The organism is Clostridium sp. AF19-22AC (assembly GCF_003479085.1).
GTDB classification, from domain to species: domain Bacteria; phylum Bacillota; class Clostridia; order Lachnospirales; family Lachnospiraceae; genus Faecalicatena_A; species Faecalicatena_A orotica.
Map to the genome: position 1 here is coordinate 53,882 of NZ_QUGN01000030.1, position 17,960 is coordinate 71,841.

The 17,960-nt window shown below is 44.2% G+C and carries 12 protein-coding genes and 2 pseudogenes; 10 read left to right on the forward strand and 4 right to left on the reverse strand.

Annotated features, from left to right (window positions below; all coding sequences use genetic code 11):
* Positions 1 to 354 (reverse strand): annotated as a pseudogene (locus tag DWX43_RS27220) (hypothetical protein); the annotation flags it as partial.
* Between the two features lie 531 nt (positions 355 to 885).
* On the opposite strand from DWX43_RS27220, the gene DWX43_RS23795 reads away from it, so the two are divergent.
* The 3 genes from DWX43_RS23795 to DWX43_RS23805 all read left to right on the forward strand — a co-directional run bounded on the left by DWX43_RS23795 (position 886) and on the right by DWX43_RS23805 (position 5,012).
* The gene (locus DWX43_RS23795) at positions 886 to 2,271 is read left to right on the forward strand and encodes an MFS transporter (RefSeq protein WP_242996195.1); all 1,386 of its coding nucleotides are present in this window, start codon (positions 886 to 888) and stop codon (positions 2,269 to 2,271) included.
* A gap of 78 nt (positions 2,272 to 2,349) precedes the next feature.
* Positions 2,350 to 3,894 (forward strand): family 43 glycosylhydrolase, encoded by a 1,545-nt coding sequence (locus DWX43_RS23800; RefSeq protein WP_118622324.1) that lies wholly within the window; start codon positions 2,350 to 2,352, stop codon positions 3,892 to 3,894.
* A 134-nt stretch (positions 3,895 to 4,028) separates the two neighbouring features.
* Positions 4,029 to 5,012, forward strand: coding sequence for an NERD domain-containing protein (locus tag DWX43_RS23805; protein WP_118622326.1), 984 nt, complete (start codon positions 4,029 to 4,031; stop codon positions 5,010 to 5,012).
* A 19-nt stretch (positions 5,013 to 5,031) separates the two neighbouring features.
* Here DWX43_RS23805 and DWX43_RS23810 read toward each other — a convergent pair whose 3' ends face one another.
* From DWX43_RS23810 to DWX43_RS23820, 3 genes are read right to left on the reverse strand one after another with little or no spacing between them, the layout of a single operon-like run.
* Complete coding sequence (locus DWX43_RS23810; RefSeq protein WP_118622328.1) at positions 5,032 to 6,327, reverse strand: diguanylate cyclase; 1,296 nt, start codon at positions 6,325 to 6,327, stop codon at positions 5,032 to 5,034.
* Complete coding sequence (locus DWX43_RS23815) at positions 6,317 to 7,888, reverse strand: diguanylate cyclase (RefSeq protein ID WP_118622330.1); 1,572 nt, start codon at positions 7,886 to 7,888, stop codon at positions 6,317 to 6,319. Before DWX43_RS23815 ends, DWX43_RS23810 begins: the two co-directional genes overlap by 11 nt.
* A 44-nt stretch (positions 7,889 to 7,932) precedes the next feature.
* On the reverse strand, positions 7,933 to 9,051 hold the full coding sequence (locus DWX43_RS23820) for an AraC family transcriptional regulator (RefSeq protein WP_109732890.1): 1,119 nt from the start codon (positions 9,049 to 9,051) through the stop codon (positions 7,933 to 7,935).
* A 259-nt stretch (positions 9,052 to 9,310) separates the two neighbouring features.
* Here DWX43_RS23820 and DWX43_RS23825 point away from each other — a divergent pair, with 259 nt between their 5' ends.
* The 7 genes and pseudogenes from DWX43_RS23825 to DWX43_RS23855 form a co-directional block, all read left to right on the forward strand.
* Positions 9,311 to 10,999 (forward strand): glycoside hydrolase family 3 N-terminal domain-containing protein, encoded by a 1,689-nt coding sequence (locus DWX43_RS23825; protein ID WP_118622344.1) that lies wholly within the window; start codon positions 9,311 to 9,313, stop codon positions 10,997 to 10,999.
* Positions 11,000 to 11,071: 72 nt separating this feature from the next.
* On the forward strand, positions 11,072 to 13,873 hold the full coding sequence (locus DWX43_RS23830) for an alpha-L-rhamnosidase (protein WP_118622332.1): 2,802 nt from the start codon (positions 11,072 to 11,074) through the stop codon (positions 13,871 to 13,873).
* A 28-nt stretch (positions 13,874 to 13,901) separates the two neighbouring features.
* Positions 13,902 to 14,801, forward strand: coding sequence for an MBL fold metallo-hydrolase (locus tag DWX43_RS23835; protein WP_118622334.1), 900 nt, complete (start codon positions 13,902 to 13,904; stop codon positions 14,799 to 14,801).
* The gene (pgmB, locus tag DWX43_RS23840; protein ID WP_118622336.1) at positions 14,782 to 15,414 is read left to right on the forward strand and encodes a beta-phosphoglucomutase; all 633 of its coding nucleotides are present in this window, start codon (positions 14,782 to 14,784) and stop codon (positions 15,412 to 15,414) included. Before DWX43_RS23835 ends, pgmB begins: the two co-directional genes overlap by 20 nt.
* 58 nt (positions 15,415 to 15,472) lie before the next feature.
* Entirely contained in the window at positions 15,473 to 16,429 is a 957-nt protein-coding gene (locus DWX43_RS23845) for an alpha/beta hydrolase (protein ID WP_118622338.1), read from the forward strand.
* Between the two features lie 117 nt (positions 16,430 to 16,546).
* Positions 16,547 to 17,131 (forward strand): VanZ family protein, encoded by a 585-nt coding sequence (locus tag DWX43_RS23850; RefSeq protein WP_109732896.1) that lies wholly within the window; start codon positions 16,547 to 16,549, stop codon positions 17,129 to 17,131.
* Positions 17,132 to 17,493: 362 nt separating this feature from the next.
* Positions 17,494 to 17,960 (forward strand): annotated as a pseudogene (locus DWX43_RS23855) (hypothetical protein); the annotation flags it as partial.

Genomic DNA, 17,960 nt, shown 5'->3' on the forward strand with positions numbered 1-17,960 from the left:
CGGATACCTGCTGCAGACGAATGTTATAGTGATATCATCCTGTTTAATTGCATTCGTCTGCTCTGAATTGGACTTGTAAAAGCAGGCATAGCCATAAACCTTATAAAAATCATCAATATTCAGGGTGTCTTCCGGGCTTTTATATTCGAAGATATTATGTCCCTTTAATAATCGGCCCATATTCTTTTTCAACGGTTCAGAGCCGCTTTTTTTAATGACCAGTGCGTCAATCCGCATGGGCATCTTGTTTAATTCCAACTCGGAAAGAAAAATAAGACGGTCAGCCTCCTCTCCAAAGTCAATCTGCATGGCGGCAATAAATGCCGGATGCCATTGCAGCCTTTTATCTGTCATGTACTGCACCTCCATTATAGCATGTGAAATGTACGGAGTATATCTGTTTGTAACTTAAAAAGAGCGTATTACGGTATAAATGGATATGTACAGTGCTCTCTTTGCTATTGTCCACAGTCAGGCCTGTAAACTGTGGGTTCTGTTTCTAATACAGCTTTATTCAATTGTGAAATACAAATCTGGATTTTTTGACGAAAGTCAGAAAATAAAATATTCCGGAAATAAAGATTTGTATGGTCAGAATAGCATTGCCAGATAGTAATTTCAATGTGTTTATTGTTGAAAAATCAGGGTATATTGTTGATAATATAAAAAGATGAGAAGTATGGATTCCTGTTCTTCAAAAGGCAACGAATTGAGGCTGTCAAAAGATATGTCGGGTTACAAATAAAAAAAGCCGGATGCAGAAAAGTGATATGAAAAAATGTCGGATTTGAGGTAATTTATAACATGGATTTATACACTGTGCTGCGCTAAACTATAACTATCTTGAACGAAGGTGAAAAAAGAACAGGAAAAGGAGAGAGAAAAATGGAAAACGAAATGACGGCAGGTGCTGCAGCAGTTCCGAAGAAAAATAAGGAAGTTACGACAGCATTTAAATGGTTCCATGCAACATCTGTTAACGGCGGAGCTATGTTAATTGCGGCAGTGATAGCAAGCTTTTTTTCAGTATATATGACTGATACCCTGAAGATTCCGGCAGCAGCTTGTTCGATGATTATGTTTGTTGCAACTTTATGGGATGCGATTAACGATCCGATGATGGGAGTGATCGCCGACAGGACACATACAAAATGGGGACGTTACAGACCTTACTTTATTGCTGCCCCCATATTGTTAACATTGTTTTCAACATTACTTTGGATCGACTGGGGATTTTCAACAACAGGGAAAATTATTTATATTCTGGTTGTTTATGTTGGATATGGAATGACGGTCACGATGTATACAATGCCTCAGGTAGCGATTCTTCCTGCATGTGTTAAGAATAATCAGCAGAGAAACATGATCATTACGATGGGTGCCGGTGTCTGTGCATGTGCATTTACAATTGGAAATACATTTACACCTCAGATCACAGGGTTCTTCCAGGGGATTGGACTCAGCAACGGTTATGTACCGCTTATGCTTATTTGCGGTGTCTTCGCTTTCATATCCTTCTGGGGATTGTTTGGTACTTCAAAAGAGAGGTACTTGCAGCCGGTAGAAAAAGGAACTGCATTCAGAGATATGAAACTTGTTTTAAAGCATAAAGAGTTGTTCCCGAATATTATTGCATGGATCATGGCATCAATGGGATACGGTATGATGTTTTCTACCTCTGTTTACTACATGAAGTACTATTATATGAGGCCTGATCTGATTTCTGCTTACATGGGTGTTATTTCTATAGGCGCTCTGGTTTCTATGGTTGTTTTGATGCCTATTGTATTGAAGATTTGTAAAACCGGGCAAAAAGCATTAATCGTATCTCAGGTGGCTTCTATTATATGCTATGTAATTTTATTCTTCTTTGGAAAATCAAGTTTTACGTTTTTATGTGTAGTGACATTTATTTCATCCTGCTTCTCTGCAATGCAGAATGCACTTGTGAATGTACTGGTAAATGATTCAATTGATTACATACAGTATAAAGAAGGTTTATCGGCAAACGGCGTAATTTCTTCTATCAAGGGATTTGCCCAGAAATGCGGAAATACAGTAGTTAGTTCCGGCATATTGGCCGTTCTTTCAGCATCCGGATATATTGCAGAGGCAATCGGGGGACAGCCTGAATCTACAATGTTTGCATTGAATTTCCTGAAGTTCGGCGCACCGTCCCTGACGGGGATTATCCTGATCATCTGTGTATTCTTTAATCCGGTTGAAAAGTACAGTGCGGAAATTGAAGAGATGAAATCAAAAATGGAATAGTATAGTAAGATATAACCGGACTCCCTGCTTATTGGGGAGTCCCGCTGTATTTAGAATGATAAGCAAGGAGGAATTATAATGAAACAGGCAGCAGTCAATCCTTATCTTCCGTTCTGGGAAACAATTCCGGATGGAGAGCCGCATATATTCGGGGACCGGATTTATATTTACGGTAGCCATGATAAATTAAACGGAACTTCTTTCTGTGAGGATGATTATGTGTGCTGGAGTGCACCGGTAGATGATCTTGGAAACTGGCGATGTGAAGGAACTATCTATAAAAAGGAGCAGGACCCGATAAACGGGGCACCGTATGACGGGGACATGCCTTTGTATGAGCCTTCCTTTACAGGGGAGAATACACGTTTTTTATATGCACCGGATGTGACTCAGGGGCCGGACGGAAGATATTATCTTTACTACGCCCTGGACACGGTTAATGTGATTTCTGTTGCGGTGTGTGATACCCCTGCCGGGACATATGAATTTCTGGATTATGTCAGGCGGGAGGACGGAAGTATTCCCACGGTCGGAAGATGGTTTGATCCCGCGATTCTGTGTGAAGAAAGTGGAAACTACCTGTATTATGGCTTCTGCCCGCCGGTGCGTTTTCCGGGGATGGAGGATGCAAATTACCCGGGGGCGATGATGGTGAGGCTGAAGGATGACATGCATACGATCATAAGTGAACCGGTCTGCGTGGCAAACGGGGTGGACACTGCGTCAGGTACTTCATATGAGGAACATCCGTTTTTTGAGGCATCCAGTATCCGTAAAATAGGAAACTGGTACTATTTCGTTTATTCCAGTCTGCAGGGACACGAACTGTGTTATGGGATGTCTAAGAGTCCGGAGGGACCTTTTGCATTTAAAGGTGTCATTGTATCCAACGGCGATATAGGATATCAGGGAAACACGCTGCCGGTCAACTACACAGGAAACAATCATGGCGGATTGATAGAAATAAAGAAGGATATCAAAAATGTGTCGGGCGAAGAAATGGCCGGAAATGAGCAGGCTCGTGAGATCTATATTTTCTGGCACAGACATACACACGGAACAGCATTCAGCCGTCAGGGCTGCGCTGACCGGGTTCAGATTTTGGAGGATGGAACAATTCCGCAGGTTGAAATCACGAGCTGCGGCCTGAACGGTCAGGCACTTCCGTCTAAAGCATCCTACAGGACATATATTGCATGCCATCTGACGGAGGGAGACAGGACAAAGGTAGGGCAGGTCATAATGAGCATGCCGGGACAGCCCCTGCCTCCTCTCCCGGAAGAAATGCCTTATATCACAGAAGAACCGGACCGCAATGCGGAACATGGACTATACCCTTATATACACAATATGCGGGCAGGCGCTGCGGCGGGGTTCAAGTATTTCCGGTTCGACGGTAATGAGAAGTCTATACGGCTTACACTGCGGGGCAGAGGAGTCATGGAAGTCCTGCTGGATTCTTTGGAGGGGCAAAGAATTGCCGGGGTTCCAGTCGGCGGGCCAGAAAGCAGTGAAGCATGGACAGAAGTATCGGCGAACATGGAGGGGGTCGAAGGGGAGCATGCATTGTACTTCAGGGTAAAAGAGGGGAATTTGGATTTCGCGGAATTTAGAATACAATAGCATTAAAGATTGATAAAGGAAAAGGACCAGCACTTACGGCAGGTCCTTTTCTACTTCAATCATTTAGGTGTTTTTGCTATGATTATGTGTTAAAATAAAATAAATGTGGTGAAGTGCAGGGTGGGAGAGGACGGATGGGATTATTTGATACAATACGGGAACCAGTTTTTTTAAAAGAAAGTAGTTCTGCTGAAAAACAACTGGAGGCTTTAAATACTCTAAAACAGCAGGCATCAGGTAAATTACTGCAGAAGATTGAAGATGAAATTAAAATTGTTGAGGCAGGCATTTATGGTGAAAACCAGATTATGTTTGAACTTAAGAACAGTCACATGCCAATGGTGGTTTTGCATGATCTCTATTTCGAAAAAGATGGGTTCACGGCACAGATCGATTTTTTGATCGTTACAAGGAGCAGAACATTTATTGTTGAATGTAAAAATCTGATAGGCAATATTGAGATCGACAGCGGCGGGAATTTTGTGAGAACTCTGACTTATGGGAAGTTTTACAGAAAAGAAGGGGTATATTCACCGATTACGCAAAACCAGCGGCACATGGAAGTGATTAAAAAAATCCGTATGGAAGCGAAAGGGAATATGCTGACAAAAGCACTATTTGAGAAATATTTTCCAGAGAATTACCGCTCTATTGTTGTGCTGGCAAATTCCAAGACAGTTTTAAATGCCAAATATGCCAAAAAAGAAGTTAAAAACCAGGTTATCAGGGCAGACCAGTTAATTTCATTTATCAGAAATGCCAATTCTGAAAGAGGCGCGGAAAGCTGTTCAGAAAAAGAAATGATGAAAACAGCGCAGTTTTTTCTTGAGAAAAGTACAGAGAACCCGATAGATTATGTGGCAAAATATAAAGAGGAGTTATTCGAAGAGACAGAATGTGAAGATCCGGGGAAAAGCGAAGAACCTACAGATGTGGAGCCTGTGGAAGCAGAGGAAGAACCTTGTACTGATGTTTTGTGTCCGCGATGCGGGGCGGTCATGGTAAAGCGCACTGCGGCAAAGGGGAAAAATGCAGGCAGGGAGTTTTACGGATGTTCCAGATTCCCGAAATGCAGAGGAATTGTGAATTTAGATGAAAAAGAAGGCTTCCGGTCCTAAGTAAAGGGCCGGAAGTCTTTTAATACTTTTCCCGGAACTGCCTGCGGGCCGCATTCATCAGGGATACTGCATCCTTCCCATGTTCAGGATACGTAACAGTACAGTAGCGGGGGGTAATAAATACTTTTGTCTGATCAATTCGTCTTTTCCAGTGCAGCTGTAAGACGAATTCTTCAATTATATCATCGGGATTTCGTTTGTTTGTAAAAAACGCAATTAAGAAACTATCGTCATTCACTCTTGTTACAATGGCATCTTTTGTAAGACACTCTGTAATACTCTGCTTAAACTGCATCAGGTATTTGGTGATTTCATCCTGCTCCATATCTTTTGTAAATCTGCGGAAATTCCCCAATTGTAAATTTAAAATATAGGCAGGGACGTCGGGGGTTTTGGATATATGTTTATTCAAAAAGAAAGAAAACCCTTCTATTGTCGAAAGTCCGGTGCTTAGATTCGTGTATTTGGCGGTTTCTAATTTCTTCCTTAAGCTGAAGTTATCATATAACAACAGCCCGATGCCTAAAATCACAAGGCCAAGTACGATAAAAGCAATATAAATGCAGATATTTTCAGTACGCGTGATCCAGCCGCCCTTTGGAAGAATGCTGATACTCCATGTGGCAGGCAGACTGAACTGTTGTTTGACAGCATCCGAAAAATCAACGGAACTGTCTGATGAAGCGATGACGATTTTGCTCTGCCCGAGGAAATCCACACGCCATAACTCATAATCGTAGTCTGCATCTTCAAGCTCTTTCAATCCCAATGAAGATAGGACGTAATCATCATCTACTGCCACGACAATTTCCCCGATATAAGTCGTCCCTACATAGACCGGCTGTATGAAGAGAAAAACATCTTCTTTTTCATCAAATAGTTTTGCCGGGCCCTCAATCACCGGTTCCATGACAACCTTAGCTAAAGTAATACAGTAAGAAAAATCAGCCATATCTTTCCCCAGAAAAGAACTGAACCGGTCCGCCGGATAAATATAGTCCAGCGTATCATCGTTATAATATGCGGCATAGAGAACATGCTCATTCTCATCTGTAAGTTTTTGTACGCTTTTCTTAAATAAATTTAAATCAGCAGTATTATCAAGGTCGATGGTATAGGATAATTGAGAGGCATAATTCATATTTCCGAATGTCTCCGCAAGACCTTCGCTGAATCCTATTTCTACAGTTTTTGCAGCTGTCATGCGCTCTGAAGTAATGGCCTTTTTTGTGATTCCGGCTAATTCGTACATGACACCCGATATAACGAGAAAAATCACGCATAATAACAGGATTGATTTTTTTCTATACTTCATTGTGTTCTCCAATCAGAAAAACAGAGTACATTGCTTTTCCGTGACGCTTTACGTCATAAAGTGCTTTGTCGGCATTGGAAATCAGCGTATTCAGTGTAATATCAGGTTCCCATAAGCTGGCGCCGATACTACAGTGGATAGCAAGTTTCTTGTCTTCGAATTGTATATCAAACTTCAATCTTTCAACCAGTTCCTGAAGAACGGCATTTAACTCCTCACCATTGTCAAGATCACGTAAAATGAGAATAAACTCATCTCCGCCATAACGTCCGACCAGCCCGTCATATTTCACTGCGTATTCACGAAGGGTATTGCCTGTCTTTTTCAAAGCAATATCCCCGGTTGAGTGTCCATATTTATCATTTAAAGTCTTTAAATCGTCTAAATCAATAAAACAGAGTACTAATATTTGGTTATCCTTCGTTTCTTTAAGCAGAGCTTCTGCCTGATTGAGGAAAACCGCACGTGTAGAGGCCCCTGTCAGATCATCATTTAACCCCTTGCTGGACATCCGGATCAGGTTTTCATAATCCAGAAGCTCCGCAGGATCATTATTTTGATAAATCTTCTTTTTAAGACTCTGGACAGACTGGACCATGCTCTGTATATTCTCGGACTGAAGCCGGATATGACGATTTACAAAATAATAAAGAGTGATTATTAATGCAATTAAACAAACCATGACAGAACATGTCAGAGGCAGCATGGCAAGGAACTCCGAGCCGAAGTCGATGCTGACTAAAATATCCCAGTTTGTATTTTCAACCGGGCCATATTCTGTATATATGAAATTGAAGCCGTCACGGCTCCGGAAAGCTCCTGCCTGTCTGTTGAGCATTTGTTCCTCTAACTGGTCCGCAGTAGTGTTATATAACTGGTGACTGCTGAGTATATCAAGTATAGATGTGCCATAAGCCGTATTATTTGTTGAGCACATGACCTGACCCTTTGAACTGATCAAAATGGCCTCGGCATTTGTGGTAGATGTGATCTCTTTTAAGAGTTCCTCTGTATCATTTAAAACAATTGTAGCAAACAGGCTTCCTGTCATGACACTGTCTTTGAACAGTGGGACAATGACTGTATAGTTCAATGTTTTACCATCTGCCCCTGCTACGAAACTATCAGTAACATAGGGTTGCTTTGAGGCATATACTTTCTGCATATGCTCACGGCTTGCCAGACTCGCCGGTTCTTCGCCCAGGGTATATACTACGATATCCTTATCGACATAACATATGAACATGTATCCGTAGTATTCGTTGATTTTATCTAATTTTGCAGTTTTTTCTTCCCAGGCAACATCTGGATCATAGAAGATTTCGAGCGAAGCCAGAGAATTTAATAGTTTCAGAGATTCGTCCACTTTTGCTGAAGTCTGGGCGGATACGCTCTGATACATTGTTTTAACCGTCTGTTTCATGCCTATATAAGTATATATTCCTCTTCCCAGAAGAATAAATATAACGCTGAGAATGAAGCAAATAAGAAAAATTTTGCGTACAGCTGAGAATGACAATACTTTTGGGGAGACGGCTTGTTCATTATTCTTATTTTTCATAATTGCCTCCTATTACTTCTTTATAGTTGCAGGGACTTCCGGTCCTAAGTAAAGGGCCGGAAGTCTTCTTTTTCCCCTGCGTGCACCTTCCGGTACTCCTGAGGTGACATATGGTAAGTCCCCCGGAATACCCGGGAAAAGTGGTCCGCGGAGTTATAACCGATCTGTTCGGCAATCTCGCTTATCTTCTGGTTTGTATTCGTCAGATAATCTACGGCGTCGGCCATCCGCAGTCTTTTGATCAGTTCTGTAAAGTTATGCCCCGTATTCTGCTTAATCAAAGTACAAAGGTGAGGTTCGCTGTAGTGGAACATTTCCGCCAGCGAGGACAGAGTCAGTGTCTGGTAATTATGCTGGATATACTGCAGTACGAGTGAAAAATCTGATCCCATCTGATAATTATAAAACTGAAGAGTTTTACTGTAATTTCTCAGTAGATTGGAGAATAGCAGGTTAATCCAGCTGATGCAGCAGGTATTGCTGTAAACATCATTCTTGTAGCTCTCTCCCATAGCATTGCGCACGATGGTCTTGAGCCATGTATTATTTTCAGCAAAGAACAGGAGATAATTCGCGTGGGAATCATCCTGCAGAATCGTGCGGAAAAAGTAGGAAAGCAGGTCTTTTCTGGACATTAGTGAGAAAAAGGTTGTGTCAAACGTACTTTTTCTGAGCATGATACAGAACACCGTGGAATCATCGTCAATGACCAGGTCATGTTCCGAAGAAGGTGCGATAATACACAGCTCTCCTTCGCTGAGTACCCGGTTTGTTTTCTCAAACACAAAGGTGCAGGTTCCCTGTGCCACATAGTTAATCTCAAAATAGTTATGAGTATGTGTGGATGGCCTTGTATAACGGGGATGCCGGATGATAAAAGCATCCCTTGCCGTAGGGAAGATATCTGTCTCGGCAACCTTGAAATTCAGAGTCTGGCTGGGATTCAGAGTCAGTACCATAGAATCTACAACGCGGTTAAACTCATCATCTGTCATGCTTCCAAACAATTCACTCGAAGCAGGGGATTCAGGGGACGTTTCCAGAAGGAGCCCCTTTTTATATAAATAGTCGGACATCTCCGGGAACTGCATCCTGTTTCCGGTCCGCAGATAATAGTCTTTCATATGCTTCTGAAATTCCCCGTAGGTAATGTAATATGGCATGTCTGTCCCTCCTTTCCTGATTACCAAAAGTATAACAAATGCCGGATTTATATTCAACAAAATAAGCAGGGATATTCAGGAAATTAAATAAACCGTATATATGAAAATAGTTGTGGACATTCAAGAGGGGGACACAGTAACTGAAAATAAGTCGGATAATAAAAAAAATATTACATGGAGGTTATGGGGCGGGTACATTACAATAGTAAGTAGAAAAGGAAAAGAATACAAAATGTGTATCAAAAGGAGAAAAGAGAGCATGATCAGATATAAGGAAAAACCATTTTATTTAACAGACGAACAGGTGAAATGGGTGCATGATACATATGATTCCATGAGTTTTGACGAGCGGATCGGGCAGTTATTCTGCCCCATTGTCTTTACGAAAGATGAAAATGAATTAAAGGAACTTGTGGAAACGAAACATATCGGAGGTATGCTGTACAGAGAGGGGCCGGGAGAAGAGATCAGACAGGCCCATAAAGTGCTGCAGGACACATCGAAAATCCCGCTTTTGACAGCCTCCAACCTGGAGTATGGCGGAAATGGTTCGGCAATTGAGGGAACTTATTTTGGCAGGGAAATGCTTGTGGCGGCATCGGGGGATGAAAAAAAAGCGTACCAGCTCGGCAGGGTAAGCTGCAGTGAAGGAGCGGCAGTCGGCGTAAACTGGTCCTTTGCGCCAGTTGTAGACCTTGATTTCAATTACCACAACCCGATCACGAATGTCCGTACCTTTGGCTCGGATACGGAAACTGTCATAAAGATGGGGAAAGCATATCTGGAAGCGGCAAAAGAACAGGGAGTGGCAGCTTCGGTAAAGCATTTTCCGGGGGATGGGGTCGATGAGCGTGACCAGCATCTCGTGACAAGTGTTAATTCCCTTTCCTGCGCTGAATGGGATGAGACTTATGGAAAGATATACCGCGAAATGATAGAGGCAGGCACCCTGACAATCATGGCCGCACACATTGCCATGCCTGCATATGAGGAATATTTCGACGGAAAAAAACCGGAAAAAATAATTCCGGCCACATTGTCACCAAATCTGTTGAAACGTCTGCTGCGGGAAAAACTTGGTTTTAACGGACTGATCTCCACAGATGCGACCCCGATGACAGGCTTCTGTGCTGCATGCGACAGGGAGACAGCGATTCCGCTGAGCATCGAAAATGGATGCGATGTTATTCTGTTTAACAGGAACATGGAAGAGGACTTCCGTTTCATGCACAAGGGATATGAAAAAGGAATCCTGTCAAAGGAGCGTCTCGAGGAGGCTGTAAAAAGAATACTTGCAGTAAAAGCATCGATGGGACTTATTGAAAAGCAGGAAAACAAAACCCTTGTACCCAGACCGGAAGCACTGGAGATTCTGAACTGCGGATTACACGATACATGGGCAAAAGAATGTGCAGACAAGGGTGTGACTCTAGTAAAGGATACGCAGGATCTACTTCCGATCAGTCCGCAGAAACAGAAAAGAATCCTTCTGGAGATGATGGGGGACTTTCCATCCAATGAAAGAGTCTGCTCGTCCTTCACGGAGAAGCTTGGGAAAGAAGGCTTTGAGGTTACGGTATATGAACCGGAAGGCTTCGAGGTCATGAAAGACTCAGTTACCGCTTTTAAAGAGAGGTACGATCTTGTTCTTTATATTGGTAATGTAGAGACCGCTTCCAACAAGACAGTATCCCGCCTGAACTGGCACACGATGTTCGGGCTTGGCAACAATATGCCGTGGATGGTACATGAGGTTCCGGTCATGTTTGTCAGCGTGGGAAACCCGTATCATCTTCTGGACGCGCCGATGATAAAGACGTACATCAACGGATACTGTAATTCAGAGTATGTCATCGAGTCAGTCGTTGAAAAGATACTGGGCAGAAGCAGCTTCAAAGGGGTATCACCTGTAGATGCTTTCTGCGGCAGGGAGGACTTAACATTTTAGACGTTTCTGGGATGACGGGAACATGATAAGTAAGGTGTTGTGCTCCCGGGAGTGCAAAGAAAGGAATAGAACATGAGAATCACGAATATAAGAATCAACGGAATCGACAATCCGGCCGGATTTTTCTATGAGAAGCTCATCTTTTCGTGGAATGTCCGTGATACGGTAAGTAAAAGACAGACAAATGCAGTGATCGAGGTCAGTGACAGCGGAGACTTTAAAACGATACTCTGTAAAAAGGAAGGGCCGGATTTAAAGCAGGGCGGTGAAAGGCTGGATATGAACCTGAGGCCGCGGACAACTTATTTTTACCGCATTGCGGTAGAGGGCGATGCCGGGGACCGCGCGGTCAGTGATATCTGCACTTTTGAGACAGGGAAAATGAATGAGTGCTGGGATGCCGGCTGGATCAGCACAATAAAAACGGATACTTTCCACCCCGTCATGACGAAATCCTTTTTCATTTCCAAAAAGATACGCCGTGCCAGATTATATGCGGCCGGAGTGGGCTTGTTTGAGGCATACATAAATGGGAAGAAGCTTGGAGAGGAACATTTGGCCCCCTATGTGAACAACTATGAGAAAAATATTCAGGTCATGACCTTCCCGCTCGATGGCATTCTGAGGGAAAACGGTGGGAATACGCTGGAACTGCTGCTTGGAAAGGGATGGTACATGGGGACCTTCGGGCTGGAAATGCAGAAGGAAAACTACGGGGACCGCATGGCTGCGATTGCAGAGCTGCATCTGGAATACGAAGACGGGACGCACGAATGTATCTGCACGGACAAAAGCTGGAAATATTATGGCTCTGATATCGAGGAATCCGGCATTTATTTCGGGGAGATTCTGAATCGGATGCTGTGGGAGAAAAAGGAAAATCCACACCGTCCGGTACAGGTTTTGGAGCATCCGGAGAATGAGGAAGGGACAAGAAACCTTGCTAAGTCCCATCTGACGGACCGCATCAGCCTTAAGGTCCTGGCAAAGGAAAGAATCCCGGTGCAGGAGGTCCTTCGTACTCCGGCGGGGGAGACCGTGCTGGATATGGGGCAGAACTTCGCGGGATATCTCGAATTCAGGGCAGATTTCCTAAAAGGGACGAAGGTCGTGCTTGATTTTGGGGAAATCCTGCAGGGAGGTAATTTCTACAACAAAAATTACCGTGAGGCAAAATCACAGTTTGTTTACGTTTCCAACGGATGTAAAGAGACTGTGCGGGCACATTTTACTTTCTTTGGTTTCCGCTATGTGCGTGTGACGGGATGGCCGGGAGCATGTAAGAAAGAAGATTTTACAGGCCGGGTACTCTATTCAGATCTTTGCAGAACTGGTTATATCACTACTGGAAACGAGAAAATTAACAGATTATATAAAAACACCGTATGGGGATTGAAATCCAACTTTATCGATATGCCTACGGATTGTCCACAGAGAAGCGAGCGCCTCGGATGGACCGGAGATGCACAGGTTTTTGCGCCAACCGCAAGCTACCACATGGATACACGCGCCTTCTTCCATAAATTTGTGAAGGATTTAAGAGATGAGCAGCAATATCTGGAGGGCGGGGTTCCAAACTATCTGCCGAATATCGGGCACAAAGAGGATGTAGGAAGTGTATGGGGCGATATTGCCACATTTCTTCCCGATACGCTTTACACATACTATGGAAATCTGGATGAGATGGAGTACTGCTATCCCCTGATGAAAGACTGGGTAGATTATATTGACAGAAAAGATTCCATGAGGGGAAATAGGCAGTATCTGTTCAACTTCGGATTCCATTTCGGAGACTGGCTTGCGCTGGACGGTCCCACCGAATCCAGTTTCAAGGGAAGTACAGACGATGACTATATTGCATCCGTTTACTACTACCGCTCCGCGCAGATTGTGAGAAAGATGGCTCAGAGGCTGGGGAAACAGGAGGATTCAGAACATTACCTTGCATTGGAAGAAAAAATTAAACGGGCAGTTTTACATGAATTCTTTACACCCGGCGGGCGTCTGGCCGTGGATACGCAGGCGGCTTATGTCATTGCTCTGAAGTTCGGACTGTATGTTGACAGAGACAAAACGATAGAACAATTTAAAATACGGTTGAAAAAAGACTGCAACAAGATCAAATGCGGCTTCGTTGGTGCACCTCTGTTGTGCACGGTTCTGGCTGAAGCGGGCATGTGCGAAACCGCATATGACTTCTTGTTTCAGGAAGGTTTCCCCGGCTGGCTGTACAGCGTCGACCTCGGGGCGACTACAATCTGGGAACGGTGGAATTCGGTTTTACCGGATGGAACGATCAGTGATACGGGGATGAACTCTCTGAACCACTATGCGTATGGTTCCGTCATGGAATTTGTCTACGCATATGCGGCAGGAATCCGCCCGATGGAACCCGGTTTTAGGAAGGCTGTGATCGCACCGCATCCGGACATACGTCTGGGAAGTCTGGAATGCCTCTACGATTCTGTAAACGGCCTGTATGTCAGCAAGTGGAGCATTGAGGAAAACGGAACATTTAAGGTGCATATTGAGGTCCCGTTCGGCTGTGAGGCCGAGGCCTGCCTGCCTGGATATCCCGGAGGAAAACAGCTTCTGGGAGCGGGAAGTTACGATTTTGCTTATCAGCCAGAGAAAGACCTGAGAAAGCCGTATCATAGTGGAACCACACTTTCCCGAATTGCAAGAGATAAAAAAGCGATGGAGGTACTTGGCAGATACGCGCCGGCAATCGCAGGAATGGCTGCATCCGGTGACCCGGAAATGGGGGCGAATACACTGGAAGATATTTCGAAAATGGGGTATCTGCCGTTTGAACCAGAACAGCTGAAAAAAGCCATTGAAGAGATCAGTGAACTAAAGGTGGTCGATAAATAAGAGATAAAAATTGGAAGGAGACAGCAGCATGAAACCAACACTGGAGCAGATTTTCGGGACATATATGTCATGGAAGATAGACGATACAACATGGGTGATTAACTTCATGAACGGGACAGAAAACATGTATCTATTGGAAGGGGAAGAAAAAGCCCTTCTGCTTGATACAGGATACGGGGCCGGCAATCTGAGGCCGTATGTGGAACGGCTGACAGAAAAGCCGGTCATTGTGGCAAATACCCACTATCATCCGGACCATTCAGGGGGAAACGGAGAATTTGAGGAGGTTTATGTAAGCAGGGGGGAAAGGATTGATGCTCCGTCTGTTGAAACTCCCGGTGCGGTCCCCTTTGATCTGACACTCCTTCCGTATCCAGATTATAAAAAAATATATATCGGTGAGGGAGATACAATCGAACTGGGCGGCCGGACCGTAGACGTGCTGGATGTCAGACCGGCGCACTGTAACAGCAGCCTGTTTTATCTGGACAGAGGGCACCGGATGCTGTTTAGCGGTGACGAGCTCGAGGCCGGACAGGTAATGATGTTTGATAATTCCAGAAACCCGGAAGCTCCGTATGACGTGGAAGAGAGACTGAAGAACTTTAAAGAGAACTTCCTCAGGCTGAAAGACATGTCAGATTGTTTTGATTACATACTCCCGAACCACAATGGATATCCGATTGCAAAAAGTTATCTTGATGATTATAAAGGACTTGTAGACAGTATATTTGACGGAACCGCAGCCATAGAGGATAAATTAAACCATCCATTTGTAGAAATGGACCCGGGGGCAGAGAGATTATGCAGGGTGAGATACAGAAATGCAAGTATTTTCATCGAGAAAAAGCAGGTCATGAAAGTGTACGGCGTGAAACCAACCAGTACAAGGATAAAGGAGAAGAGAAGTGAAAGCATTTATATTTGATTTAGATGGTGTGATTGTATTTACAGACAAGTTCCACTATCAGGCGTGGAAGAAGATGGCGGATGAGATGGGGATTTATTTTGATGAAACTATCAACAACCGGCTCAGGGGTGTGAGCCGTGCGGAAAGTCTGGAAATTATTCTGGAAAAGTATGAAGGAGAGCCGTTGTCCGGTGAAATAAAGGCACAGATGATGGAACAGAAGAATCGCACCTACCGCGAGCTTCTCGCAACAATGACTCCGGATGATGTGACGGAAGAAGTGAGAGAAACGCTGAAAAGACTCCGCGAAAGAGGCCATAAGCTTGCAATCGGTTCTTCGAGTAAAAATGCCGGATTTATTCTGGATAAGGTGGGGCTTACAGATGCGTTCGACGCTGTTTCAGACGGAAATAATATTACCCGTTCGAAACCGGACCCGGAGGTGTTTGTGAAGGCCGGGGAGTTTCTTGGAGTGAATCCCAAGGAGTGTATTGTTGTAGAAGATGCGTATGCCGGGATAGATGCTGCAAAGGCAGCGGGCATGGCATCGGTCGGGATTGGAGATGCATCGGGATATGAGAAAGCAGATTACAGGATAGAAACATTCGGTGAACTGTTGGATATTGGTTGATGTTCATTGGTAAAAAAGTGGTATAATCAAAGAAGTATTTCTTAAGGAGGCAAAAGTTATGTTAACTGAAAAAATTAAGCTTTATGAGGATCGCGATAATGTCACTTTAACAACCTATGTGACAGCAGAGGAAGGGGAAATGAGGCAGCAGGGAAAGCGTCCTGCTATCCTGATCTGTCCCGGCGGCGGATATTTCAGCTGTTCAGACAGGGAGGCAGAGCCGGTTGCACTGAGGTTTGTGTCTATGGGGTACCATGCATTTGTCCTGAGATATTCTACATATGATGACGGAAAAAATACATTCCCAGATCTTTCCAGGCCAGTTGTACCGAAAGAGGATACGAAACATCCGGCGCCTGTCCGTGATATTGGGAAGGCCATGCTCTATATCCGTGAACACGCAAGAAAATGGCTGGTTGACATGGAACGCGTTGCAGTGTGCGGATTTTCCGCGGGCGCCCATAATTCGGCCATGTATTCCGTTTACTGGAACAGCCCCCTGCTGACAGAGTATTTCGGGGTGGAGGCGAATATGCTGAAACCTGCCGCGATTATTCTGGGATATACGCTGAGTGACTATACTTTTATGGAAAAATTTGAAATGAATGAGATGGATACAGCATTTTTTAAGGGGTCAAACACAGCTTACCTCGGCGGGCCTGAACCTTCTGAAGAAAAATTAAGGGAAGTTAGTCCTGCACTGAATGTGACTGAACATACTCCTCCTACATTTTTATGGGCGACGTCCGCAGATGCAATGGTTCCGGTTCAGCACAGCCTGCGTATGGCACATGCCCTCGCAGACCAGAAGGTTCCGTTCGAACTGCATATCTTCGAAGAGGGGGACCACGGCTTAAGTCTTGCTACCCAGGCAACGGCAATGTCAAAAAAGATGATAAACAAAGATGCGTCAAAATGGATTGAACTGGCAGAGTGCTGGCTGGAAAAACGGTTTGCGCTTGATCTTCCGGAGAAGACGGAGTTTGAACGGATGATGGAATTACAGCAGCATTAACACTGAATTGAAGTCCTTCCAGAACTTGATTTTATGTGGGGAACACGGTATGATAGAAAAATGATTTTACCACTAACAGTTACCATATAAGTGTTTTATACAAAGGAAGTGACATAAATGTTCAAGAAATGTATGTTGTTAATATTAAAACCGCTGTCTTTTTTACCGGCGATCCTCATGATGCTGGTCATCTTTAACTTTTCAGCCCAGACAGGGGATGATTCCGGAAATTTGAGCTATACGGTGAGTCACAAGATTGTTACATTTGGGAATGAAGTTCTTCAGAAGAATATGGAGGACTGGGAGATAGATGAGAAGGCCTATGAAATCGAATATCCGGTCAGAAAGCTGGCCCATATGACAGAATACTTTATCCTTGCCGTTACGGTATCTCTTCCCTTCTATGTATATGGTCTGAGGGGCTTTGGACTCATGATCGTTGCAGGGCTTATCTGTGTAGGATTTGCCTGCGGGGATGAGTATCACCAGTCTTTTGTAGACGGCAGGGGACCTTCTGTGAAAGATGTCGGGATTGACAGTATCGGTGTCTTTTTTGGTATTATGGCCGTACGCATCTGTTGCTGGACGTTCCTTGCCCCGGGAAGAATGATGGAGCGCAGCAGGCGCAGATGGGAGCGGAAGAGGGCAAGACAGAGAGAACGGGAAAGAGAGATGCAGCGGCAGAGAAGACGCGGACGCTGATGCGGTATTGGTTAAATAGCAAATATAGATAATCCGGCCACTAAAAAAGTAGCTCCACGGGAATCTTTGTTTTAAGCAGCATGGATTTCTGTGGAGCTATCTACTTCCCGGTATTACTATGCATGGCCTCTGGCCGTGAATAGCAACACCGGCAGAAATTCTTATTTAAATTTAATAGATTATTTATTGAATTCTCATTTTGGATATGATACTCTTAGTCCATCAAAACGGCAGGCGATTCCGCCGGCTCAAAGCCGTTTGACATCTCATTTCGGCGTTTCACTATCGAAACTGTATCCGCGAATGAAAAAACCAAAACAAAGAAGAAATCAGTGCAGTACGCAAAGAAAGGAGCATTGCCTATGCAAAAAGGGCTAAAAAAGTATTTTCCACAAATCAGGACACGAAAGGAGGTGTTAGATGAGATTAACCGCAGTCCGGTATGTTCGTGGCAGTTTGCCCAGTGGAATGATGAACAGAAAAAAGAATTTCTGGATGTATGTACGGGTGTGCGGGGAGTAAAAATGACATATGATTCATTCTTTAAAGAAATTATGAATCCCGATGTTCATCCGGAACGTCTGGAAGAACTGCTTTCCTTATTACTGGGACAGAATATACATATCCGGCAGGTGCTTCCCAATGACTCGGTCCGGCTGGCCGACGAAAGTTCGCTTCTGATTACGGATATCGTGGTCGAACTGGAAGAGGGAAGTCTGGCAAATATTGAAATCCAGAAAATCGGATATGCATTCCCCGGCCAGCGCGGAGCCTGCTATTCCGCCGATTTACTGCTGAGACAATACAAAAGGGTCAAAGGACAGAGGAA